The following is a 21,388-nucleotide window of genomic DNA, read 5'->3' as shown; positions in this document are numbered from 1 at the left end:
CAACATGAACGAAGTGAATAATAAAGTATTGATGCAGACCTATAAGCTTGGAAAAACCTTTTCCCATGGAGGAACTCAGCAGCATGTATTAAAAAATCTAGATCTGACCTTATATCATGGTGATTTCACGATTATCATGGGCAGCTCTGGTTCTGGTAAATCAACACTGCTGTATGCCATTTCGGGAATGGATAAACCAACGCTTGGAGAGGTCTTGTTTGAAGGTCAAGATATTACGGCGATGAGTAATGATCAGCTGGCGATATTCCGGCGGAAGAATTGTGGATTTGTGTTTCAGCAGATCCATCTGCTCGATTCAATGAGTGTGCTCGACAATGTATTATCAAGTGCTTTTCTTGTCCAAAAGGATAGAGCTGGGGCTGTGGAAAAAGCCAAAAAGCTGCTCTTAGATGTAGGCCTGGATGACACCATCTGGGGTAAGTTTCCAGCACAAATCTCAGGAGGAGAAGCTCAGCGTGCCGGAATTATCCGGGCCCTGATCAACAGTCCAAAAGCGGTCTTTGCGGATGAGCCGACTGGAGCGCTAAATAGCTCAGCAGGAATAGGGGTACTGCGTGTCCTAACCGAGGTAAATAAGCAGGGGCAAAGCATAATTATGGTAACCCATGATCTCAAAACTGCGCTGCGTGGTAATCGGATCTTGTATCTGCAGGATGGAGTAGTCATCGGAGATTTGCGCCTTTCCCCTTATAGCGAAGATAGTGGACCTGAACGGCAGCAGCAATTACAGTCCTTTCTGACCGAATTGGGGTGGTAGGGATGAGAAGCTTAATAGGAAAGCTTGCTTGGTCCAATATTCGTAAAAGAAAAAGTGCAACGATTACACTCTTCGTATTGATTATGATTGCTGCGCTGCTGCTGAACATTGGCCTCACAGTCAGCTTGAAGCTTAATTCTTTTCAGCAAGAAAAAATATCGAAGCTAAATACACCTGATATCACCGCTTATTTTCCTTTAAATGAGAATGTGAAGAATTATGAATCTCTGGTGGATAGCTATCCTTATACTGAAACATGGGAGAATGAGGCGGCGCTTCTGCTACCTGATGTAAAGATAAACTACGGGGGAAACAATACAGCTATTGCTTTCTTGATTCTTAATAAGGATTCGCAGCGCTCTATGGGACTATTTAATACCACTTCTCGGTTGGAACCTGCGGATCAAAATACAATTTATTTGCCGTATATCTTTCACGGAGGCTCAGGGTATAACCTTGGGGATACGATCTCGTTTGAATACGATAACAACAAATTTACTTATACCATCGGTGGATTTACGGAGGAACCCCTTTTTGGGACATTGACGAATGGGGCTTTGAAAATATTTTTAAACGATGAAGGTTATAAGCAATTAGAGGAACGGCTTGGGAAAGAAGTTCTATTTAATTTTTTATCTGTACAATTAAACGAACGGGCGAAAGAAGTCAAGCTGGAGCAAAAGTTGAGTGAACAGATTTTTGGATCTGGAAACACAAGTTCATTTTTAGTCATGCGAACTGATGTGGGGCTCGAAGGTAACCGTGTTTTTGTGAATATTTTAGCCGCTATTCTGATTGTATTTGCATTGATTATGGTTGTAATCTCGTTGATTGTGATCAGGTTTCAGATCTTCGGGAATATTGAGGATAACCTAACCAACATCGGTGTTTTGAAAGCGAACGGTTATACGTCAAGGCAGATCATATCCTCATTTCTTTTACAGTTCGTCTCAGTGTCTATAATGGCCTCCATACCGGGAAGTTTGATTTCTGTTCTAGTCATGCCCTTAGTAGGTAATATGATTTCGTCTTCGGTTGGACTGTTGTGGCCGACAACTTTTGAATTATTAAGTGCTTTGTTGAGTTTGCTTATCGTTACGGTGCTGATTCTCTTAGTTGCCTACCTGTCTAGTAGAAAGATTCGAAGGATTACTCCGATAGCAGCTCTTCAGAGCGGGCTTCTTACCCACAATTTTAAGAAAAATCATTTTCAACTAGCGAGCACTTCATTGAATTTGCAATTCGCCTTAAGTCTGAAGTCTTTATTTAGACAGACCAAGCAGAATTTTATGATCGTGCTGATCGTTGCAGGGTTGACCTTTTCGAGTATATTTTGCTCCATCCTTAATTTTAACTTTAAAGGGGATACTTCAGCCGTTTTAGATTTAGTGGGTCTAGAACGTACCAATTTGCAACTTGATCTAAAAAAAGCTGATCATGATCCAAAGATATTTGCAGAAGTAGAGGCCATGTCTGAGGTTCAGAAGATCTCCATATTGGAAGGTAGAGTAGCTTCTATAGATGATTCCAGTTTTATGATCCGTGTATCTGATGATTATGCCAAGCTGGAGACGCAGACGGTCTATAAAGGTAGGCAGCCCATTTTTGATAATGAAATTGCGATATCCGGTGTAATTGCAAAAATGAAAAATAAATCGATTGGGGACGAGATTCCAGTTACGTTTAATGGGGTAACCCAAAATTATTTGGTGACTGGTCTTAGCCAGCAGATTAATCAGTTAGGTATGGTTGCTACCATAACAGAAGATGGAATGAGAAAATTGCAGCCGAATTACTCAGTCCAGTCCATTAATGTGTACTTAAAGGAAGGGGAAGATCTTCAAGTCTTCATTCAAAAGCTTGAAGAACGTCTCCCTGGACAATGGAACGTAACGAACATTTTAGACATGTTAGAAAGTACGCTCAGTACATTCACTTCAGCAGTATCTTCTATGACAGCAGTCATTACCGCGGTCACAATTATAGTGGTTAGTCTAATTTTGTATTTGGTGATTAAGACGTTGATTATGAAACGTAAGCGGGAATTCGGTATTCTTAAAGGTATCGGATATACGACCTTTAATTTGATGACACAGATTACGTTCAGTCTTTTTCCGGTGATTGTAGTTGGAGTATTATTGGGGAGTTTAGCAGGTTATTTTTTCTCGGATTCGGCGTTTGTATTATTGCTTTCAAGTCTAGGCATTTATAACGTTCAGCTGGCGGTTAGTCTGCCTCAAGTGCTTCTACTGTGTGCTGTCATTCTAGTTGTTGCTTATGTGGTATCCATGTTAGTTGCAAGACGGATTCGGAAGGTCAGTGTATATGATTTGATTATGGACTAAGAGCTTGAACAAGAAACAACGAGCTGGAGGTAGGCTGCACCTGTATTAATAGGTTCCACAGCCACTCCATACTCGTTGTTATTTTTATTACATATTCATTCGTCCGTCATCATAATTGAATTGCCAATCGATGCCGAATTTATCTTTTAGACTACCATAACACGAGCTCCAGAAGGTTTCTTGTAATTCCATACCTACTTTTCCGCCTTCTTTAAGCTTATGGAAATATTTCTTTATGCCATCCAAATCCTTACTAACTACCGAAAGACTAATGTTATTTCCTTCTACAAAAGGCATGCCCGGAAAAACATCAGAGAACATTACATTACTGCCTTCGATATTCAAGCGAGTGTGCATAACTAAATCTTTGGCTTCTTCAGGAAGAGTGAAATTGGGATCAGGTGGTGTTTCGCCAAAGGTCATGATTTGTGGACGTTCAACGCCAAATACCTCCGCGTAAAATTCTGCGGCTTGACGGCAATTCCCGTTGAAATTCAGATAAACATCGATAGACATTTACTTCACTCCTTAAAAGTTTTATTGGCATCGAAAGCATAATTTAAAGTTAAAATTTAAGATACCTCGCGACTTCCATATTGTATCATTTACCAGTGTATAAACAAATATACTTATAGTCTCATTTGGTATGAACTTTTACATGATTATAAAAAGGAGCCGCTGGAATATGATCCAGCGGCTCTTTTCCTATGATTTAATTCGTTTACCGAGCAGAACTAGTAGCCAAATGATACCAGCACCTACTATGGCATGACCGAGACCCGCAATATGCGGTAAGAAGCTGATATCAGTCCCGTTAATTTGCAGCATCCCGCGAGTGGCCATAGTACCGATCGTGATCAGGAGACCAATGTTATATACAATGTACCATGCGCCAAAGGATTTAGCTTCATGGATATTAAATAACTTGGCTAGGATCAATGCGATTATAAAGAAGAAGAAGCCCAGTACAAGGATATGAGTATGAAGTGCAACTAAGATGGTGTTTCCTTCGAAATCATTCATTTTGGTAATTTCACGATAAGCAACACCTGCTATCAAACCAAGAATGGCATAGAAAAAAGACGTGTAATACAATTTTTTCATGATCATGACTCCTTTATGTTTATTGTTATATTGAAATCATATCTTTCAAATAAGAACGCAGTATGAACAAATGATTATATAGTGATTAATTTCACGGAATTGACAAAAATAAATCTCTTAAGCATGTCCCACATAGTTTCCACACAATATTCATCTATAATCATTAATATTATTGAACCCCACTATTCATTGAATTCAGGGTGTTCGATGGCACGGGAGGATAAATATGAAAAAAGCGGATTGGATCATAGCCATTCTAGTTATGGGAATGGGTCTGATGTGCATGTTGGTTTCAGCAAATTTTTTTCGTATTGATTTTTTCCGTATTATAAAGTAGGAGATGGTTTTTTTGAAAAGAGGAGTATTTGCATTAATCTGTGTTGTTATTTTGTCATTTGGAATTGGAACAGCAGCGTATGCTGCCGGGTTTGCTCCAAGCACTTTTAAAGAGATGTTGCCCTTTATGAAAGAAAGACATCCTAACTTAGGTGATTCCGAGCTAGAACAAATGTATAAGAGCTGTCATCAACAAGAGGGCATTTCTAATACTCGTGGAATGATGTAAGGCTATGCTGATATAGAGTCAACTATAAACAACGCCTTTTAAAAAGAACCCTTTGTTGCATACAACAAAGGGTTCTTTTTTTATCTTTATCATCGCATAAGTATCGTATTACAATCTTAAGTTGCTGGGTTCAATGCACCCTGATACTCATACATTAAATTGTCAATAATCTGCTGTACGGACAATATCTCTTTAATCTCATGAACTCTGGACCCGGCAAACACTAATCCGTTCTTAACATCTCCTCTAAGCGAAGTTAGCAGGGATTCCATGGTACAGAAGCGATGCGAACATACCTTTAGACAATTAGAGCATTTTGCTATTTTTAATTTGGCATCATCACTAATACGTTCTGTGAATTCATTACGAATCGCTCTGCCATCTAGCCCAACTGTAGACTTAATTAGAATAGTATCACCTTGCTGAGCATCTACATATTTTTGTTTAAAGGCCAAAGGAGCATCACATTCATGGCTCGCCACGAAACGAGTCCCCATCTGAACACCAGAAGCGCCAATCCGAAGGGCTTTTGCGATATCATTTCCCGTCAGAATCCCACCAGCAGCAATAACCGGAATCGAAACGGCTTCTACAACCTCAGGAAGAATTTCGAACATGGATCTCTCTGTGCCCAAATGGCCTCCGGCTTCAAATCCTTCCACTACGACTGCAGAGGCACCAAGTCTTTCGGATATTCTGGCTAATTTGGCGGAGGAAACAATAGACACCACAGGAGTACCATACTCTTTACCCCAAGCATAAATATCTCTGGAAATCCCGGCTCCAGAAATAATAAAGTCCACTTTTTCTTCCAAAGCGACCTTCATTTTATCAGCAAAATCCTTCATCGCGAATAGAACATTCACACCGATATATCCAATCCCTTTTGAGAGCTCTCTTGTTTTGCGAATATGCATTCTCAGTTCATCAGTGGTGATTCCTGTACCGGAAATGGTGCCGATCCCGCCTGCATTGGCTACAGCAGCAGCTAAGCCACTTAAGGATATGCCTACGCCCATACCCCCTTGAATTACAGGAACCTTGGATTTAATATGCCCAAATTGGATTGTTGGCAGTTTCATATACGCACCTCTTTCACTAGTTGTAGACCGTTATAAAATGTCTACTGGAGTAACAGTTATAAAGGTATCACAGTTAAATCTTTGCAGATGTGACTGTGCGCATGCTCAAACTATGTTAAATATCATGTTCATATTATAGGAGGGAGAAATATAGAAATCCGTTTATGATACAATAAATAGCAATATTATAAGGAGAGAAGGACTATGTATGGAGTTTGAATATTTGCTTCGTGTAGTTGGAGCTGGAATTTGTGGTGTTTTAGTTGGCTTTGAACGAAAAAGTCGGATGAAAGAAGCGGGAGTTAGAACGCATTTTATTGTTGCTTTAGGTGCTGCACTTATGATGATCATTTCAAAATATGGATTTCAGGATCAAGCTGATTGGTCCTATGTTAAGCTCGATCCCGCACGTATAGCTGCCCAGGTAGTAAGTGGAGTGGGATTTCTTGGTGCAGGAATGATTTTCATGCATAGACACACTGTGAAGGGCCTGACAACTGCAGCGGGGATTTGGGCAACGGCGGGACTAGGGCTGGCGATTGGATCGGGCCTATATATTCTTGGTGGAGGAGCAACAATTATTATCTTACTTGGACAAAAGATTTTGCATGGCCGATACAGTTGGCTGGCCTCACCGAAAACGCAACAGATTGTGATCTGTCTGACTAATTCAGAAGGAGCCGTGAGTAGAATTCAACAGCTCCTTGAAGAAAAAAATATTACCATTTTAAGCTTTCACGCTGAAAATAATAGTCTTGCCTCCGAATTGAATTTAGAAATTATCGTAAAATTTCCTGAATCGTTTAATGCTGTGAAATTGTTGTCACTGATACAAGAGGACGCGTCTGTTAAGGCAGTAGAATTTCAATAATTTTTTTAACACTACGCATCAAAAGTTGGTTTCTATATGAAGAACTTGCTTTTGATGCGGGTGCAATCTCCATTTCACTATCAATCCGCGCACGATTCTACCTTTTTTCCAATATTCAGATTCACAAAACTTCTGCATCAACCCCAAACCTCTTTTGTTTTTAAGATATTTCCTCCACCTCTAAATTAAGTTTTTCCTATTTATAGTTTCCGCTCGGTCTATTATGAGAGCGGTTTTGGTCTTTAATGTTATGTTTGTGTTATGTATTTATTGGAGATTGTTATAAAAATCACATATTAAACGCTTTCATTTATTTCGAATAAAAAAATATGTCATTTATATTGACATACAATCAATGAGCCTTTATTATTAATCCCATCACTGGAGAAACTAAACTGAAATTTAATCAAATAATACATTAGCGTAGCTTAATTGGCAAATTTCTTCTTATTTTTATAGTTTTATTAGTTTGATTAATGCACTGAAGAAAATAATTAGGAGAATGTCTGTGAAAAAGCACGATCAGGATTTTATGAAGCGGCAAAATCGTTTGACGGTCTTCGAAATCATAAAAAATCAACAACCAATTTCTCGCGCTTCCATTGCCAAACAAACGGGTATGAGTCCTACAACTGTAAGTCGAATTGTTGGGGAATTAACTGAACAGGGCTATCTACTGGATTCGGATCAGGTATCGTCAGGATTAGGTCGGAAATCAACGTTGCTAGCTATGGTTGACGCTTCTGTATTGTCGGTTGGGGTTGAGCTGGATCGCAGTCTTATGATTGTAGGTATCGTAGATTTGCAAGGTAAGCTTCTCTGCAGCAGGCAATACCCGCGTACTCCGGACGAGAGTCCAGACAAGACACTGGAACGAATCAATGAAGCGATTAAACAACTGACGCAGCAGCATGTGATTGACAGAACGCGTATCGTCGGTATTGGCGTTGGACTTCCTGGCATTGTGAATAACGAAGAAGGTATTGTTGTCTTCTCTGTTCAGCTTGGATGGAAGAATGTTGCCTTAGCAAAACGCCTAAAGGAACTAACCGGTTTTGAAATTGCTGTAGATAATGAGTTGAAAGTTAGAGCTCTTGCTGAACACCTCAAAGGCGCTGCTGTTGGATCTGTCCGTACCGCACTATTGGGCTTCGGGCAAGGCGTTGGCTCGGCGATGATCCTTGAGGGAGAGATTTATCGCGGGGTGATGAACAGTGCTGGTGAAATAGGGCATACGACAGTGGATCCTAACGGAATGATGTGCGAGTGCGGTAAGGCGGGTTGCTTACAGACCTATATAAATATCAGTTCATTGTTGTCGGAAGCCAATCGGATTCGTCCGATTCGCACGATCGAGGAGTTATTTGAAGCAAAGGATGCAGGAGAGCATTGGGCGGTTCATTTGATCGAGCGTGCGCTCATGTATATGGCGATTACAATCAACAATGTCGTATGCATGTATAACCCCGATAGTGTGATCCTGAGTGGAGAACTCGTAGACAAATTTCCGGATATTTATGAAGCAGTCGAGAAGCTATATCTTTCACGCTTCACATGGGAACCCCTTCGTGGGTCTTTCTCCATTCATCGTTCGATGTTGAACGAGAATGGTGTAATTATCGGGTCTGGACTACTATCGCAAAATCGTTTTTTCGCATTGGATTAAAATAATTACATCGAAGGAGGTTGTACAGATGGGGTTTACAACATTAGTAGAAGAATATCGCGGTGGCTTACTGGAGAATGTCCATTATGGTGCAGTTAGCGTGGTCGATGAGAAAGGTAATATTTTGTATCAAGCAGGTAATCCGGAGCATATGACCTATCTTCGTTCAGCTGCTAAACCATTCCAAGCTTTACCGGTTATGAAGCGCCGGATCGATGAAGTTTACGGTTTGACAAGTAAGGAAGCCTCACTCTTTACTGCTTCGCATCGGGGAGAGGCCTTTCATATTGAAGCACTTGAATCTCTTTTTCACAAAATGGGATTAAAAGAAGAGGGACTTCATTGTTGTTCTACATACCCACTGAATGAGGAAGCTAAGGCGGAACGCCATCGGGCGAATGAGCCCACTCGTAAAATCTTTCATAATTGCTCAGGTAAACATGCAGGGTTAATGGGCCTTAGTAAATATATGGGTTGGGATATAGATACTTATTATGATCCTAACCATCCCGTGCAACAGGAGATCATTGATATCATGGCTTATATCGCAGAAGTATCGAAGGAATCCATTCCTCAAGGGATTGATGGCTGTGGTCTTCCTATCTTCGCACTCCCTCTTCATAAAATCGCTTATTCATATTTAAAGCTAGCCTGTCCTGATTTGATTGAGAATACGGAAATACGTAACGCAGCTGCTGCGACTGCAAAGCTTATGAACGATAATCCGGTGATGATTGCAGATACGAAATTCGTCTGCTCAGAGCTACTAAAGGATGATAATCTGACGGCAAAGGGCGGCGCTAAAGGTGTATATGGGATTGGACTCCGAAAGGAACGAATCGGTATCTCGCTAAAAGTATCCGATGGTTCTGAGCAAGTCTGGCCTTGTATCATCGCATCGATTCTGGAACGTTTAGGCTATAGCAATCAAGATACGATTGATCGTTTATATGCACTCGTGCCGAACACTATTGTTAATGATGGCGGCACAGTTGTAGGCGAACGCCGTGCTGTATTCCAATGGGAAGTCTGATTATAAGGATCGAGAATAATCTTCAAGTCTCATGAATAATTGGACTGGGAGCTTTTCTAATACATCGTTTCTAAAGGGGAGTGTATAACATGAAAGTAAAAGGAAAAGTATGGTCAATGTTCATGCTGCTGCTTATTACAGTAGTAGTGACTGCAGGGTGCGGCAACAAAGCGAACAACGAGGGACAAGGCGGCAATACCGCTGGTGGAACGGAAACTAGCACCCCAACTACAAAAAATGATAAAGACATTGTAATTGCCATCAATTCTAACTTTATTACGCTGGACCCTCATAACGCAAGCGATACACATTCAATCAGCGCTGCCAGAACGATGTACGAAGGTCTAATGGGTTTTGATGAGAATATGAACGTAGTTCCTGTCCTTGCTGCTAGCCATTCCATAAGTGAAGACGGGTTGGTCTACACGTTCAACTTACAAGAGAACGTTAAATTCCAAGACGGTACTGACTTCAATGCTGAAGCGGTTAAAGTAAACATCGCCCGTATTCAAGATGAGAAGAATAATCTGAGACTGCGCAAAAGCTTTGCAAAGGTAGCAAAAGTGGAGACTCCTGATGCCAAAACCGTGGTTATTACACTCAGCGAGCCATACAACGCATTTTTAAATAAAGTTGCTATGGCACCTATTATTAGCCCGAAAGCTTTAGAAGAAAACGGAGCTGATATTTCGAAAAAACCTGTAGGAACGGGTCCGTTTAAGTTCAAAGAATGGGTGCAAGGTGATCGTCTAGTTGTTGAGAAGAATACGGATTACTGGCAAAAGGACTTGCCGAAAGTGGATAGTATAACCTTTAGACCCGTACCAGAAAATGGATCACGGATTGCGATGCTGAAGACTGGAGAGGCTGATTTCATTTATCCAATGCCTACCGAGCAAGTATCCGAGGTTGAAGGCCTTGAAGGAATTACTATAGATACCATCGATTCAACCATTGTTCGTTATGTTACTTTGAATACGATGAAGAAACCTTTCGATGATGTAAAGGTACGTCAAGCCATTAACTATGCTATCAACAAAGATGCGTATATCAAGGTGGTGAAATCGGGTCTTGGCGCTAAGCTTGATTCCACGATGTCATCCAAAACACAATATTATTCCCCACAAACAGGTTATGACTATGACATTGAAAAAGCTAAACAATTGCTTGCTGAAGCGGGATATCCTGACGGATTCGAAACCGAAATTTGGGGTGAGAATGAATCTGAAACTATGAAGGGTATGCAATTTATCCAACAACAGCTAGCGCTTGTAGGCATTAAAGTAGAAGTGAAGTCCATGGAAGGCGGTACTTTATCCGACCAAATTAACGCTGCTAAAACACCTGAAGAAGCAAAAATTCAAATGTGGTATGTCAGCTGGTCTCCATCCTCCGGTGATGCAGATGGTGCTACTAGAGGGTTGTTCAGTAGTGAAATGTTCCCACCTGCTGGCTCGAATACAGCTTATTATAAAAATGAAAATGTAGATAAATGGATTGCTGAAGCAAACAAATCTGTTGATCCAGAAGCGGCTAAATCCATTTATGCAAATATTCAAAAAACAGTATGGGAAGATGCTCCGTGGGCATTCATGGGCGTTGACCAAATCATCTCAGGCAAAAGATCGAATCTGGAAGGTGTCAAAGTCTTCCCGGATGGTTCCATTAATGTCCTAAATGCAGAAGTGAAATAATTCAATTCAAACGCAAAATTTAATTTCCCAAGAATTGAACGAGGCCGCTTCTTAAGAATGGTAGGAAGCGGCCTCAACTAAATCATTTGTCGATACTGAAGGGGGCTTATGAGTTGGGTAGATATGCTTTACAAAGACTCCTCGGGGTTATTCCGTTGCTATTCATTGTATCGGTATTAGTCTTTCTGTTTATTCACTTAATTCCGGGCGATCCGGCCCGGCTTATTGCGGGTAAAGACGCCACACTTGAAGAGATTCATGGCATTCAAGAGCAACTAGGTCTCAATCTGCCGCTGTGGAATCAATACATAAACTACATGAGCGATCTACTAAGTGGTAATCTGGGCAATTCGATTCGATCAGGGATTCCAGTAACCGATATGCTAGAAAGTAGAATAATGCCTACCTTGTGGTTAACGTTTCTCAGCATGGCTTGGGCGCTTGTCATTGGTCTTCTAATTGGTGTTATTTCAGCGGTTTATCGTAATAGATGGCCTGATCACTTAGGCACATTGACAGCCATTTCGGGGATGTCGATTCCTGGATTCTGGTTAGGTTTGGTACTCATTCAAATTTTCTCGGTAGAGCTTGGTTGGTTTCCGACCGGTGGTGTAGATTCCTGGAAGTCGTATATTCTTCCTTCCATTACACTTGGAATGGGAATTATGTCGATGCTGGCTCGTTACTCACGGTCATCGATGCTAGAAACGTTACGGGAGGATTATATCCGTACTGGACGTGCGAAAGGCTTACGCGAGTATGTTGTTATTAGCAGGCATGCGCTGCGCAATTCTCTTATACAGGTCGTTACTGTAGCTGGACTTCAATTTGGGTTCTTGCTTGGTGGATCGGTAATGGTTGAGACAGTGTTCAGTATTCCTGGCCTTGGTAGACTGCTGGTGGATTCCATTTTGTTCCGGGATTATACAGTTATTCAAGCTTTGCTGCTGCTGTTTTCAACACAATTTATCCTTATCAATTTAATAGTAGATTTATTGTATGGCGTGCTCAATCCGAAAATCAGGTTTTCTCAGTAAGGTAGAGTAACTGAGAGGCAGAATTACGATAGTTTTCTATAGGGTGAATATAGGATTAGGAGGGATATCATGAGCGACAATTCGGCGGTAATGGGAACTAATTCTCCTATACCCGGAGAGGTAATAGCCCCGGAGAAAACAAAAGGCCGCGCGGGTGTTTTTATTCGCAAGTTCAGCAAACAAAAGATGCCCCTTGTGGCTGCATTTTTTATCATATTGCTTTTTTTAATTGCCATTTTCGGGCCATTTCTGACCCCTTATAATCCTGATGAACCGAACTATGATGCGCTAATGCAGGGTCCGTCTGCCAAGCATTGGGCGGGAACGGATGAATACGGCCGTGATATTCTAAGTCGCTTAATTGATGGTACAAGGTTGACTTTGGCGGTCAGTCTGAGCTCCGTATTGATTGCAGGTGTACTTGGAACCATCCTTGGTCTTGTCAGTGGATATTATGGCGGTTGGCTGGATCGGATTATTATGCGTGGCAGTGACGTATTGTTCTCATTCCCTGATTTACTGCTTGCCATTGGGATCGTCGCTATACTTGGGCCTGGTTTATCCAACGTTGTGATTGCCGTTGCAGTCTTCGGTACACCCTCGTTCGCCCGCATTATTCGGAGCGTAACATTGTCTGCGAAGGAAACATTGTTTGTTGAAGCTGCCCGTTCAATGGGTGCAAAGAATCGCAGAATCATTTGGCGACATATTTTTCCTGAAACAGTCCCTAGTATCATCGTTAATCTATCCATGAAAATTGGCGGGGCAATCTTAGCCGCTGCGTCACTGAGCTTTCTTGGAATGGGTGCGAAGCCAACGGAGCCCGATTGGGGGGCAATGTTAAGCATGGGGCGCGATTATTTAAGTATAGCTCCACATATCGTTTATTTTCCGGGTTTAGCTATATTTTTGACAGTACTTGCATTTAACCTGGTCGGGGACGGACTGCGCGATGCTCTTGATCCCAAAATGAAAAACTAAGGAGGGACAAGACATGACTCAAAATTTGCTGGAAGTACAAGGGCTGAAAACGGAGTTCAAACGCGGCGATGGAAGTATAACGGCAGTTGCAGGTGTTGACTTTGTGATTAAGAAAGGTGAAGTGCTGGGTCTAGTTGGAGAATCCGGCTGTGGCAAAAGCGTTACCTCACTGTCGATTATGCGGCTCCTTAAGGATACGCCAGGCCGAATTTCTGGCGGTTCTGTTCGTTTCGAGGGAACGGATCTGACAAAGGTTACGGACAAAGAGATGCGCCAGATACGGGGAAATGAAATGGCGATGATTTTTCAGGAGCCGATGACTTCGCTTAATCCTGTGCTGAAGATTGGTTTGCAATTGATGGAGCCGATCATGTTGCATTTGGGTTATGGTCGGAAGAAGGCTCGTGAACATGCCATTCATATGTTGCGGTTAGTTGGTATACCACGTGCGGAAGACTTGGTGGATGAATATCCGCATCAGCTCTCTGGCGGTATGAGGCAGCGTGTAATGATTGCGATGGCGATGTCTTGCCACCCGAAACTGCTGATTGCAGATGAACCAACGACGGCGCTTGATGTAACGATTCAAGCTCAAATCCTTGATCTAATGAAGCACCTGAAAGAAGAACAGGATATGGGAATGCTGCTCATAACCCATGACCTTGGTGTAGTAGCAGAACTATGCGACCGTGTAGTCGTTATGTATGCTGGTCGTGTAGTGGAGGAAGCTTCCGTTCATGAACTATTTGCAAGACCGCAGCATCCATATACGAAGGGATTAATTCAATCCGTTCCTAAGCTGCGTCAAAACGTACGTCGCTTGGATTCCATTAAAGGGAATGTACCTGATCTATCACAAATGCCAGCAGGTTGTAAGTTTGCGCCACGCTGCGATTATGTCACAGAGCGTTGTCTCTCGCAGGAGCCAGAGTTACTCCCGATTGAGGGACTAGAGCGAAAGAGTCGTTGTTGGCTTACACAGCAGGAGAACACGGAAGGAGGGGAACGTTTGTGAAGGAGACTCCACTCATTGAAGTTAAAAGTCTGAAGAAGTTTTTTTCGGTGAAAAAGGGCTTTTTCGGAACTACTAGATATTTGCACGCAGTTGATGGGATCTCATTCGCTATACGTAAAGGAGAAACGTTCAGCCTTGTGGGTGAAAGTGGCTGTGGTAAATCTACTACGGGTAGATTAGTGACTCGCTTGCTGGAGCCGAATGACGGTGAAGTGTGGTTTAAGGGTCAAAATATTAGCCATATCTCAGACAATCAAATGCGGCCTATTCGTAAAGATATACAGATGGTGTTCCAAGACCCCTATGCTTCGCTTAATCCACGGATGAAGGTGAAGGATCTTGTGGCTGAACCTCTGCTCATTCATACAAAGCTCTCGTCCAAAGAACGGGATAAACTAGCATGCGAGTTACTAGAGACAGTGGGATTGAATAGTATCCACGCCGAGCGCTACGCTTTTGAGTTCAGCGGTGGGCAGCGACAACGGATTGGAATCGCCCGGGCGTTGTCTGTTCGCCCAAGCTTAATCGTAGCAGATGAGCCTGTGTCAGCACTGGATGTTTCGATTCAGTCACAAGTGCTAAATCTGTTGCAGGATCTGCAGGAAGAGTATGGCCTGACATATTTATTCATTTCACATGATCTAAGTGTTGTTGAGCATATTAGTGATCGAATCGGAGTTATGTATCTTGGTTCGCTCGTAGAGACGGCGGATAAGGATACCTTGTATGATCGTCCAATGCATCCATACACACAAGCACTGCTATCTTCTGTACCTGTACCCGATCCTACCTTAAAGAAGGAGCGCATTATTCTGAAGGGAGATCTTCCAAGTCCGGTTAATCCACCGTCGGGATGCCGTTTTCATACAAGATGTCCTTCCTGTATGGAAATCTGTAAGCAGCATGTACCGATATTCCGAGAAGTCGAACCAGGTCATGAGGTTGCGTGTCATTTATTTGATGAAGAAATGCTGAAATTAGAGCGGTAACTGAAATTGTGAGATAACTTTACGGAAAAGAAGGGACAGCGATGAATATCTTATTCGATTCCGCTAATGTGGCGGATACTATTGTCTATTTAGCTTATGACGAGGAGTCTTTTCCTTTTAAGCTGGGAGCGCCCCACAAACAGTGCAGCAGTGTGACTTGGTTACATGCTCGCACTGAGGAAGAGTCTGATGTGTTAGCGGTAGGAATGGGAAAGCGCAAGGATATTACGCTTGAGAGGATTCGCCGAGCGGGTGGAGCTGCTGCTCGTGCAATTCTGAAGGAAGGACGCAGTAGTGCTTCGCTTGTTCGCTTAGCATGGGAGGCTATAAATAGGAATAAGGATATTACTGTTGCTGATGAATTACAAGCTTGGATGGAAGGTTGGATTCTCGGCTTGTACCGTTTCCAAACTTATCGGGGAACTACCAAGGTGGAAGGCTCTGTTGATTTACAGCTTCAATCGATAGATTGGCCTGAGCTGTCATCGATTGAATTGGAAGCTGTACGGGTTTCTGCACAGATACGCGCTGAAGGAGCAGTAGTTGCTCGCGATCTTGTGAATGAGGTACCTGGGACACTGAATCCTGATCGTTTTGCGGAATGGATGGCAGAATTTTTCGACCGTGATGATGCTGCTTTGAAAGTCCATATCTATCGAGGACAGGAGCTTGTGGAACTTCAGATGAATGGGTTGCTCGCAGTTGGAGCGGGGAGTAAGCACGCTCCAGCCCTAGTTGAAATTCGTTACAAGAGTAACCCTGAATTACCGATGTTAGCACTGGTAGGTAAAGGTGTAACCTTTGACTTAGGTGGCATGAATGTGAAGACGGCTAGCGATATCAGCGATGCACGCATGGATATGGGGGGTGCAGCTGCTGTAATTGGGGCTATGGATATTTTGATACGGAAGCGTGCCAATGTAAATGTGACCGCACTTATTCCAGTCGTTGATAATGTGCCAGATGCTGAGGCTATGTTACCTTCGTCTGTTATCCGCTACCCTAACGGGGTAACTGTTCAGGTTGCGAATACGGATGGCGAGGGTCGACTTATCATAGCGGATGCGCTTATTCATGCCGCGAATATCGGAGCAAACCAAGCTGTTGATATCGCTACCCTAACTGGAAATGTCGGTGCGGCGCTCGGATTAGGCATCGCGGGCATATGGGGCGATGCAGATATAACGCAGAGCCTGGTTGAGATCGGGGAGCGTAATGGAGAACGACTGTGGCCCATGCCGTTAATGGATGAATATGAAGCAGATCTTCGGAGTAATTACGCTGATCTCCGCAATGTTAGTACTTCCCCCTTTGCAGGTGCGATTACAGCAGCCCTATTTATTCGGCGCTTTGTAGCAGAATCGATGAGCTGGGTTCATATTGATATGGCTGGGACGGTACAGTACAAACAGGATGTAGGGTACTCAGAAGCTGGAGCGACGGGATATGGTGCACGCCTCCTCGCCGATTATGTCATGAAGCAAGTACATCATTAACAACTGGAAGAGTGGGTGAAAGTTATGAGATTGGAAATCATCGCTACTTGTATGGATGATGCTCTGACGGCTGAGGCGAATGGCGCAGATCGTCTTGAGCTCATTACTGCCATTACGGAAGGTGGATTAACACCAGGAATAGGGTTGGTGGAGCAGGTAGCCAAATCGGTTAGCATTCCTGTCTTTGTTATGGTCCGTCCGCACAGTCGATCATTCAACTATTCCAAGGATGATATTTTGACCATGGCTGCAGAGATCAGGCAGATTGCAGCCAGTGGTGCTTCGGGAGTTGTTCTTGGCGCATTAACACCGGAAAAAAAGATCGATGAGCATGCGCTTGAAATATTATTACCGTTGACAGATGGCTTACAAGTAACCTTCCATCGTGCTTTTGATGAGCTGGAGGACCAAATTGCAGGTTATCGGACGCTTTGTAATTACCCGCAAATCACTCGTATACTTACCTCTGCTGGACCAGGTCCGGCACCCGAAGCCATTCCCGCTATGCGTAGGCTAGTAGAGGAATCAAGAGGTAGTTCGATTAGTATATTGGCTGGAAGTGGTTTGAAGCCAGAAGGTATTACATCGTTTATTCAACAGACCGGAGTCACAGAAGTGCATTTTGGATCGGCTGTTCGTCATGGCAAAGATGCTTTGTCGCCAATCGATCCAGTAGCCCTGCGGGCGTTAGCTAAGAATATTCATTCGAACGGCTAATAATAGATAGTGAAAAGGTGAATGGTTATGCATAAGGCTGAGAGCTATGTAGTAGGAATTGATTTAGGCGGAACAAAAATTGCCGCAGCATTATTCGATTCAAAGGGTACCGTGTTGAATCGGGAATTAATGGAGACAGCTGGCGCGCGCACCGCTGAAGAGGTGGTGCAGCGAATGATCGGAATGATCCGCTCTGTATCCGAAGGGCGACCGCTGATTGGAGTCGGACTGGCTTCTCCTGGAGCTGTGAATAGCCAGGATGGAATCGTAATTCACGGTACCAATCTTCCTGAATGGGATAATGTTCCACTGAAACATTGGATGGAGTCAGAACTTGGCATAGAAGTGAAAGTGGTAAACGATGCGAACGCTGCGGCTTGGGGCGAGTATGTAAGAGGAGCTGGCAAAGGCTCGAACAACATGGTGTATGTTACCTTCAGCACAGGAATTGGAGCTGGAATTGTTATGGATGGTGAGCTACTGCTCGGAACGAACTCATTTGCTGGAGAACTCGGTCATAATATTATTGACCCGCACGGAACGGAATGTAGCTGTGGAAGATATGGATGCTGGGAAGTATTTGCTTCGGGTACAGCGATTCGGGATATGGCACTGCGGAGTATGGAGAGCAGAACGTCGATGATTACAGAGCTGGCTAGTAGAAGTGGTGAAAAGATTAATTCTCGACACGTCTTCGAAGCGATGGCACTAAAAGATCCGGTGGCTGTTGAGGTGATTGAGCGAACGATTCATTATATGGCGATTGGATTAGCTAACGCGGTACATACGTTTAATCCTGATCGTATTGTAATTGGTGGAGGCGTAAGCAAAGCTGGTGAACTACTGTTTCCAGCGCTGAGAGAGAAAACAGAGGAACTTGTCATGAAGCCGTATAAAGGAACTTATACTATTGAATCAGCAGGTCTGAGGGATGATGTAGGTCTTATAGGCGCTGCAGCATTATTTCATACCGTCTAGACTATCTGAACTATTTATCAAAGCTAGCGAAAACGGAGGGGCTGAAGAGATGGGTACAAGAGAAGAAAGAACGAGATGGTTCTTACAGGATAGATTCGGTATGTTCATTCATTGGGGATTATATTCCATTCCAGCACGAGGTGAGTGGATTCGTGGAAACGAGCGAATGAGTAGAGAGCATTATATGACGTATTTCGATGAATTTGACGCATCTCGATATGACCCGAAGAAGTGGGCCAGCGCAGCAAAAGCAGCGGGGCAGAAGTATGCGGTTCTTACGACCAAGCACCACGACGGATTCTGCTTGTTTGATAGCAAGCTAACAGATTTTAAAGCGACTAACACGCCTGCTGGACGTGATCTCGTTCGAGAATATGTAGACGCTTTCCGGGCGGAAGGTATTGCTGTAGGTCTGTATTACTCTATTATTGATTGGCATCATGATGACTACCCTGGATATGGTGATAAAGCGCATCCTGATCGGGATAACGAAGCGGCTAAAGGCAAGCCGATTGATTTTGATCGATACTTGGAGTATATGCATGGACAAGTGAAGGAACTGTTGACGAATTACGGCAAAATCGACATCATGTGGTTTGATTTCTCCTACGACAATATGACCGGAGAGAAATGGAAAGCAACGGAGCTAATCCGTATGATTCGCTCTATCCAGCCGGATATTATTATCGACAATCGTTTGGGTGGGAATATCCGCGCGGCCGAGCCAGAAGAATATGCTGGAGATTTCTTTTCTCCAGAACAGATCATTCCTCCCGGTGGCATTGTTGACGTGAATGGTCAATCCATTCCATGGGAAGCATGCATTACGCTTAATGATAACTGGGGCTACCATTCCGAAGATAAAAATTATAAATCAACCCAGCAGGTCATTCGCTCAATGGTCGAATGTATCAGTAAGAATGGGAACCTCCTCCTTAATGTTGGACCAGATGCTAAAGGTGAAATGACACGGGAATCACTGGTTATCCTTGACGAAGTTGGGGAGTGGATGCGCCTTAATGGCGATAGTATTTATAGATGCGGGAAGTCTTCGCTGCCTAAGCCAGAGTGGGGACGTTATACGCAAAAGGGCAACAAGTTGTATGCGCACGTCTACGACCGTGGAATTGGCCCGATCTATTTCCAAGGCTTGAAAGGGAAGATTAAAAAGGCTAGATTACTACGTGATGGTACCGAGCTAAAGGTGGAGGTGCCGTGGATGGCTGAGGAATATTCGGATGTTGACGGTGGAGCGTTTATTACATTAAAAGGGGCTAAGCTTCCCGACGAGATGGATACGGTTATTGAGCTTGAGCTTCTTTAATTAAACCAGATAGAGTGTCCCATAAGTCATGAATGGCTGCTGGGGCACTCTATTGTTTTTTGATTGATTCCTATAATAATTACGACATATACAAAGTACCTATCGAGCACAGATGACTCTAATCGAAGTATTATTGCATTTTTGGGATGTTAACGGATCGGTGCTGACTGACACTGTGAAAGCTGTTGAAGCTGTTGAAGCAGGCAGCCAACGAATCAGAATACAAAGCGGCGATTCTCCAAATAACAGGAGAATCGCCGTTCTGTGAATACTAAAGGCGAGCCTTGCGGAAGCCTTCATATATATTGAGGACCGCAATTAAAATCAAGACCGCTATTCCTCCACCTACTAGCCCCGTTTCAAACTGGTTAGCTGTAGTAGTTAATAAATTAGACATGTAGTTAATGAATTCTTGGTTAAATACATTCGGATTTATAAGGATAATAGCGAATACAATAAGCACAATGAGCTCGAGGGCCGTATTACATAATGCTAATTCTCTAGTCCATTGTCTCTTGATTAATTTATATATAGTTAATGCGACTTCTAATCCGATCACAATAAGAATAATAGGCCAATAATCAAGTAACACATGCTGATTAAAAGCTGGGGCTACGAAGTTAAGTGCGCCTTCACCGCCTCTATAGACTCTGATCAGGTGTTCAGCATTAAAATAAACAGTAGCCCAAATGGCAGTCCACAGTAAACTTCCGAACACTTCGAAGCTTGTAATTGCTTTTTTCTTATGGACAAGCGCGATATCCTTCAAATCATCAGGAGTCCATTTCCTTAATTTTGTAGTAAGTGGATGACCTTCCTTTCCTTTATCCGCCCGTTCGATAATAGCGAACACAACAGTTATCCAAAAAAAGACTTGGATTCCTACTTCAAGGAAGGTTCCAATTCCTCTACTTATAACTGCAGTAACAATCTCCGCAACTGTTTTATCTCCGCTATAGCCAATCAAGTAATCAGCAACCAGAGCGATTAAAGAAACAACTACAGCGATCGGTATAATCATTTTTAACAACGTAACATATAAATCGAAATAGCGTGGGCCGATGAGATACATGGGCTGATCGCGATACTCACTAGCTAAAATAGCGGGATTGCCCAATTTTGTAAGGACGGCTTTTACCTCTTTTTCGTCATAATCATCCGGTAACATATCCTCGATGGTAGATCGTAATTCGAGAGCGATATCCTCCCGATTTTGTTCCGGTAACCTCCGAGTCACTTCATGAATGTAAATCTCAATTAGATTCATGGTCATCCTCCCCTTGTAATAGGCCGTAGAGCTCTTTCGAATTCTTAAGCCATTCTTCCTTTAGCTGTAAAAAAATTTCTACGCCATAGTCACTTAGAACATAATACTTACGGGGTCTGCTCTCGGATGTGTCCCAGCTGCTCGTCACTAATTCCTGTTTCTCTAATCGGCGAAGTAATGGATATAGGGTGCTTTGATCAATGGTAATGCTGGAATCCTCCAATAATTGAACGAGCGAATATCCATACTGGGGTGTTCGTAATTGACTTAAAACGGCTAGCGTTAACGTACCTCTCCTAAGCTCTGTGATTAAAGAATTTAATAAAGTACTCATTCACCCACCTCATTATTTAAAATATAAGGATTTATAATCTCTTATAAATTGTTCTTATATTTTTGGTTTAAACGCTTGCTGTCCTTGAGAGGACGTCGAAGCCGCTTATACT

At 42.9% G+C, this 21,388-nt stretch carries 20 protein-coding genes; 15 read left to right on the top strand and 5 right to left on the bottom strand.

Annotation, left to right across the window (positions count from 1 at the left end; genetic code table 11):
• Window positions 1-4: 4 nt before the first annotated feature.
• Window positions 5-778: an ABC transporter ATP-binding protein gene (locus MHI27_RS20775; protein WP_405174628.1), complete on the top strand. Its 774-nt coding sequence runs from the start codon at window positions 5-7 to the stop codon at window positions 776-778.
• 2 nt (window positions 779-780) lie between these two features.
• Window positions 781-3,123, top strand: a complete 2,343-nt coding sequence (locus tag MHI27_RS20770; protein ID WP_405174627.1) for an ABC transporter permease — start codon at window positions 781-783, stop codon at window positions 3,121-3,123.
• 87 nt (window positions 3,124-3,210) lie between these two features.
• On the opposite strand, the gene MHI27_RS20765 is transcribed toward MHI27_RS20770, so the two are convergent.
• Complete coding sequence (locus MHI27_RS20765) at window positions 3,211-3,639, bottom strand: VOC family protein (protein WP_042189935.1); 429 nt, start codon at window positions 3,637-3,639, stop codon at window positions 3,211-3,213.
• Between the two features lie 189 nt (window positions 3,640-3,828).
• The gene (locus MHI27_RS20760; protein WP_042189934.1) at window positions 3,829-4,227 is read right to left on the bottom strand and encodes a DUF2871 domain-containing protein; all 399 of its coding nucleotides are present in this window, start codon (window positions 4,225-4,227) and stop codon (window positions 3,829-3,831) included.
• Window positions 4,228-4,576: 349 nt separating this feature from the next.
• Between MHI27_RS20760 and MHI27_RS20755 the strand changes: the two genes are divergently transcribed.
• On the top strand, window positions 4,577-4,792 hold the full coding sequence (locus MHI27_RS20755; RefSeq protein WP_405174626.1) for a hypothetical protein: 216 nt from the start codon (window positions 4,577-4,579) through the stop codon (window positions 4,790-4,792).
• A gap of 116 nt (window positions 4,793-4,908) precedes the next feature.
• Here the strand turns inward: MHI27_RS20755 and MHI27_RS20750 are convergent, their stop codons facing one another.
• Entirely contained in the window at window positions 4,909-5,874 is a 966-nt protein-coding gene (locus MHI27_RS20750) for an NAD(P)H-dependent flavin oxidoreductase (protein WP_405174625.1), read from the bottom strand.
• A 208-nt stretch (window positions 5,875-6,082) separates the two neighbouring features.
• Here MHI27_RS20750 and MHI27_RS20745 point away from each other — a divergent pair, with 208 nt between their 5' ends.
• The 12 genes from MHI27_RS20745 (at window position 6,083) to MHI27_RS20690 (ending at window position 19,675) form a co-directional block, all read left to right on the top strand.
• Window positions 6,083-6,745 (top strand): MgtC/SapB family protein, encoded by a 663-nt coding sequence (locus MHI27_RS20745; protein WP_042189928.1) that lies wholly within the window; start codon window positions 6,083-6,085, stop codon window positions 6,743-6,745.
• A 508-nt stretch (window positions 6,746-7,253) separates the two neighbouring features.
• Window positions 7,254-8,411, top strand: a complete 1,158-nt coding sequence (locus MHI27_RS20740; protein WP_405174624.1) for an ROK family transcriptional regulator — start codon at window positions 7,254-7,256, stop codon at window positions 8,409-8,411.
• Between the two features lie 28 nt (window positions 8,412-8,439).
• Window positions 8,440-9,444, top strand: a complete 1,005-nt coding sequence (locus MHI27_RS20735) for an asparaginase (protein WP_405174623.1) — start codon at window positions 8,440-8,442, stop codon at window positions 9,442-9,444.
• An 89-nt stretch (window positions 9,445-9,533) separates the two neighbouring features.
• On the top strand, window positions 9,534-11,138 hold the full coding sequence (locus MHI27_RS20730) for a glutathione ABC transporter substrate-binding protein (protein ID WP_076300527.1): 1,605 nt from the start codon (window positions 9,534-9,536) through the stop codon (window positions 11,136-11,138).
• Between the two features lie 113 nt (window positions 11,139-11,251).
• On the top strand, window positions 11,252-12,175 hold the full coding sequence (locus MHI27_RS20725) for an ABC transporter permease subunit (RefSeq protein ID WP_042189920.1): 924 nt from the start codon (window positions 11,252-11,254) through the stop codon (window positions 12,173-12,175).
• Window positions 12,176-12,244: 69 nt separating this feature from the next.
• On the top strand, window positions 12,245-13,156 hold the full coding sequence (locus MHI27_RS20720; RefSeq protein ID WP_042189918.1) for an ABC transporter permease: 912 nt from the start codon (window positions 12,245-12,247) through the stop codon (window positions 13,154-13,156).
• Window positions 13,157-13,169: 13 nt separating this feature from the next.
• Window positions 13,170-14,171, top strand: coding sequence for an ABC transporter ATP-binding protein (locus MHI27_RS20715; RefSeq protein WP_042189916.1), 1,002 nt, complete (start codon window positions 13,170-13,172; stop codon window positions 14,169-14,171).
• Window positions 14,168-15,160, top strand: coding sequence for an ABC transporter ATP-binding protein (locus tag MHI27_RS20710; RefSeq protein ID WP_405174622.1), 993 nt, complete (start codon window positions 14,168-14,170; stop codon window positions 15,158-15,160). The genes MHI27_RS20715 and MHI27_RS20710 overlap by 4 nt, the downstream gene beginning before the upstream one ends.
• Window positions 15,161-15,201: 41 nt before the next feature.
• Window positions 15,202-16,656: a M17 family metallopeptidase gene (locus MHI27_RS20705; protein WP_405174621.1), complete on the top strand. Its 1,455-nt coding sequence runs from the start codon at window positions 15,202-15,204 to the stop codon at window positions 16,654-16,656.
• 24 nt (window positions 16,657-16,680) lie between these two features.
• Window positions 16,681-17,373, top strand: a complete 693-nt coding sequence (locus MHI27_RS20700) for a copper homeostasis protein CutC (RefSeq protein WP_076300524.1) — start codon at window positions 16,681-16,683, stop codon at window positions 17,371-17,373.
• Window positions 17,374-17,400: 27 nt separating this feature from the next.
• Window positions 17,401-18,351 carry an ROK family protein gene (locus tag MHI27_RS20695; protein ID WP_405174620.1) on the top strand — a complete coding sequence of 317 codons (951 nt, stop codon included), beginning with the start codon at window positions 17,401-17,403 and terminating at the stop codon, window positions 18,349-18,351.
• A 49-nt stretch (window positions 18,352-18,400) separates the two neighbouring features.
• Window positions 18,401-19,675, top strand: coding sequence for an alpha-L-fucosidase (locus MHI27_RS20690; protein ID WP_405174619.1), 1,275 nt, complete (start codon window positions 18,401-18,403; stop codon window positions 19,673-19,675).
• Between the two features lie 271 nt (window positions 19,676-19,946).
• Here the strand turns inward: MHI27_RS20690 and MHI27_RS20685 are convergent, their stop codons facing one another.
• Window positions 19,947-20,942 carry an HAAS signaling domain-containing protein gene (locus tag MHI27_RS20685; RefSeq protein ID WP_405174618.1) on the bottom strand — a complete coding sequence of 332 codons (996 nt, stop codon included), beginning with the start codon at window positions 20,940-20,942 and terminating at the stop codon, window positions 19,947-19,949.
• Entirely contained in the window at window positions 20,929-21,276 is a 348-nt protein-coding gene (locus MHI27_RS20680) for a PadR family transcriptional regulator (RefSeq protein ID WP_076300520.1), read from the bottom strand. The genes MHI27_RS20685 and MHI27_RS20680 overlap by 14 nt, the downstream gene beginning before the upstream one ends.
• Window positions 21,277-21,388 lie beyond the last annotated feature (112 nt).

Origin of the sequence: Paenibacillus sp. FSL H8-0261 (assembly GCF_045040645.1) — a bacterium.
Classification (GTDB): Bacteria; Bacillota; Bacilli; order Paenibacillales; family Paenibacillaceae; genus Paenibacillus_AQ.
Note: the sequence above shows the minus strand (reverse complement) of the source record. Positions and strands in the feature narration are given on the sequence as shown.

Coding starts and splice junctions, on each gene's coding strand:
- MHI27_RS20775 (WP_405174628.1), top strand. CDS start 5: ATGAACGAAGTGAATAATAAAGTATTGATGCAGACCTATAAGCTTGGA.
- MHI27_RS20770 (WP_405174627.1), top strand. CDS start 781: ATGAGAAGCTTAATAGGAAAGCTTGCTTGGTCCAATATTCGTAAAAGA.
- MHI27_RS20765 (WP_042189935.1), bottom strand. CDS start 3,639: ATGTCTATCGATGTTTATCTGAATTTCAACGGGAATTGCCGTCAAGCC.
- MHI27_RS20760 (WP_042189934.1), bottom strand. CDS start 4,227: ATGAAAAAATTGTATTACACGTCTTTTTTCTATGCCATTCTTGGTTTG.
- MHI27_RS20750 (WP_405174625.1), bottom strand. CDS start 5,874: ATGAAACTGCCAACAATCCAATTTGGGCATATTAAATCCAAGGTTCCT.
- MHI27_RS20745 (WP_042189928.1), top strand. CDS start 6,083: ATGGAGTTTGAATATTTGCTTCGTGTAGTTGGAGCTGGAATTTGTGGT.
- MHI27_RS20735 (WP_405174623.1), top strand. CDS start 8,440: ATGGGGTTTACAACATTAGTAGAAGAATATCGCGGTGGCTTACTGGAG.
- MHI27_RS20730 (WP_076300527.1), top strand. CDS start 9,534: ATGAAAGTAAAAGGAAAAGTATGGTCAATGTTCATGCTGCTGCTTATT.
- MHI27_RS20720 (WP_042189918.1), top strand. CDS start 12,245: ATGAGCGACAATTCGGCGGTAATGGGAACTAATTCTCCTATACCCGGA.
- MHI27_RS20715 (WP_042189916.1), top strand. CDS start 13,170: ATGACTCAAAATTTGCTGGAAGTACAAGGGCTGAAAACGGAGTTCAAA.
- MHI27_RS20705 (WP_405174621.1), top strand. CDS start 15,202: ATGAATATCTTATTCGATTCCGCTAATGTGGCGGATACTATTGTCTAT.
- MHI27_RS20700 (WP_076300524.1), top strand. CDS start 16,681: ATGAGATTGGAAATCATCGCTACTTGTATGGATGATGCTCTGACGGCT.
- MHI27_RS20695 (WP_405174620.1), top strand. CDS start 17,401: ATGCATAAGGCTGAGAGCTATGTAGTAGGAATTGATTTAGGCGGAACA.
- MHI27_RS20690 (WP_405174619.1), top strand. CDS start 18,401: ATGGGTACAAGAGAAGAAAGAACGAGATGGTTCTTACAGGATAGATTC.
- MHI27_RS20685 (WP_405174618.1), bottom strand. CDS start 20,942: ATGAATCTAATTGAGATTTACATTCATGAAGTGACTCGGAGGTTACCG.
- MHI27_RS20680 (WP_076300520.1), bottom strand. CDS start 21,276: ATGAGTACTTTATTAAATTCTTTAATCACAGAGCTTAGGAGAGGTACG.